Origin of the sequence: Streptomyces milbemycinicus, from assembly GCF_002154605.1 — a bacterium.
GTDB lineage: Bacteria > Actinomycetota > Actinomycetes > Streptomycetales > Streptomycetaceae > Streptomyces > Streptomyces milbemycinicus.
Genome location: NZ_MUNE01000101.1, coordinates 1 through 1592 on the forward strand (window position 1 = coordinate 1; position 1592 = coordinate 1592).

Consider the following 1592-nt stretch of genomic DNA (forward strand, 5'->3'; position numbering starts at 1 on the left):
TCGCCGCGCGGCCGACCCAACTCAGTACGTGGAAGACGATCCATCCCGCCGCCTTCACCGCCGCGACTGCTGGCAAGCCCGCACCAGCCACACTCGCATCACCACCGCCGAGGCCGCCGAGCTGGCCAGGAAGGCTGAGTTGGTCAGGCACCCCGACGTAGCGGTCTGCGACGTATGCCGCCCCGACCGGGCGCTTCGGAACTCGCGCTGAGACTTGGCTATTCCCACGGCGGGAAGCCATGTCGGATGGGTGGCGGCGTGTTGGGCGTAGGCGCGACAATCGTGGGCATGGCCATGCGACGCAAAGGCAGTAAACCCGCCGATGACGACAACGTTGGTTGGACCATGGACAAGTTGCGCGATGGCACCCTCATCCGTGTGAAGGTCTACCCGGAGCGCATCGGCCGACTCTCCGATCACCACCGAGCCATCCTCACCGAGGAGGCACGTGACCGGGGGATGACGCTGCTTGAGTACGTCGGTTGGGTGGGCAGGATGCCCAAGTCGGAGCTGCACGTGTACCGGGACCGGGTCCGGTCGGGAAGTGGCGGGCCGCGCCTGGCCGCAGTGTATGACGCGTGGTTGTCCGCACGGATGGCGGTGCAGGGAGTCCAGACGCTGCAGAGAGGCTGGAAGCCCGGGGAGCCGGACAGGTGGGTGTAAGGGGAGGCCGCCCGGCCCCCTCGTGTTTCGCGGTTCTAGGAGGTCATGTTCCGGCGGCGGCCCAGGCGGTGAGGACGGCGTGGATTTCTTGGGGTGTTGCCTGGTGGGGGTGCCGCAGGGTGACGGCGCAGTCCACGTGGAAGAAGTCGACGGCGAGTGTGGCCTGGGCCTGGGTGCGGAGGAAGTGCCGCCACGTTGTGTCGGTCTGCCGTTCAGGTGCCGGGGGGTGTCTTCCGGCGTTTGAGGACTCTGCGGATGGTGGAGGCGCCCACGCGGTGGCCGAGCTTGAGCAGCTCGCCCTGGATGCGCTGGTATCCCCACGAGGTGTTCTCCCGGGCGAGTTGTTCGATGAGCGTGGCGATCGCCTGGTCGATCGGCGGGCGGCCGGTTCGGTTCGGGTACGTCCACTTCTTCGTCACCGGTCGGCGGTGCCACGGCAGAATCGTGTCGGGTGTGACCAGACGGTGCCGTCGCAGTCGCCGCGGCAGCTGCCGGATCAGCGCGGCGAGGTACGCGCGGTCGGCCCAGGTAAAGCGCGGCTTGGGGTTCGTGCGGCGCAGCACCGCCACCTCGTGCCGCAGAACGAGCAGCTCGATGTCCTTGGAGGTGGAGGAACGGCAGAGGAGCACGCACCAGCCGAGCAGCCGGGTGAAGATCAAGTAGAGCAGACGTAGCGGCACAATCCGAGTCCTTCCCAGCGAGTGCTACTCCACTCATTACCGCTGGTCATCGCGCCGGGCCGAGTTCTGGAACCCCGTAGGACCTACGAGCACCCGACGACGACCCGCACATCATCCCCCTGCCCGCTGCCGCGGTCAGGCGTCGGCAGGTGCTCGGTGGACTGCTCAACGAGTACCACACCACGCCTCTCCGATGGCCGCACCATCGACAGAGAACACCCAGCTCAGCAACCTGATCGGAATAATGAC

Annotated in this window: 3 protein-coding genes; 2 read left to right on the top strand and 1 reads right to left on the bottom strand. The window is 67.1% G+C overall.

What is annotated here, in order from left to right; all coding sequences use genetic code 11:
• Window positions 1-211: DUF6233 domain-containing protein (locus CCN51_RS56360; protein ID WP_245881593.1), on the top strand; the 211-nt coding region annotated here is incomplete at its 5' end.
• Between the two features lie 77 nt (window positions 212-288).
• Window positions 289-663, top strand: coding sequence for a hypothetical protein (locus CCN51_RS09180; protein WP_143675755.1), 375 nt, complete (start codon window positions 289-291; stop codon window positions 661-663).
• Between the two features lie 212 nt (window positions 664-875).
• On the opposite strand, the gene CCN51_RS09185 is transcribed toward CCN51_RS09180, so the two are convergent.
• The gene (locus CCN51_RS09185; protein WP_086859432.1) at window positions 876-1343 is read right to left on the bottom strand and encodes a helix-turn-helix domain-containing protein; all 468 of its coding nucleotides are present in this window, start codon (window positions 1341-1343) and stop codon (window positions 876-878) included.
• Window positions 1344-1592 lie beyond the last annotated feature (249 nt).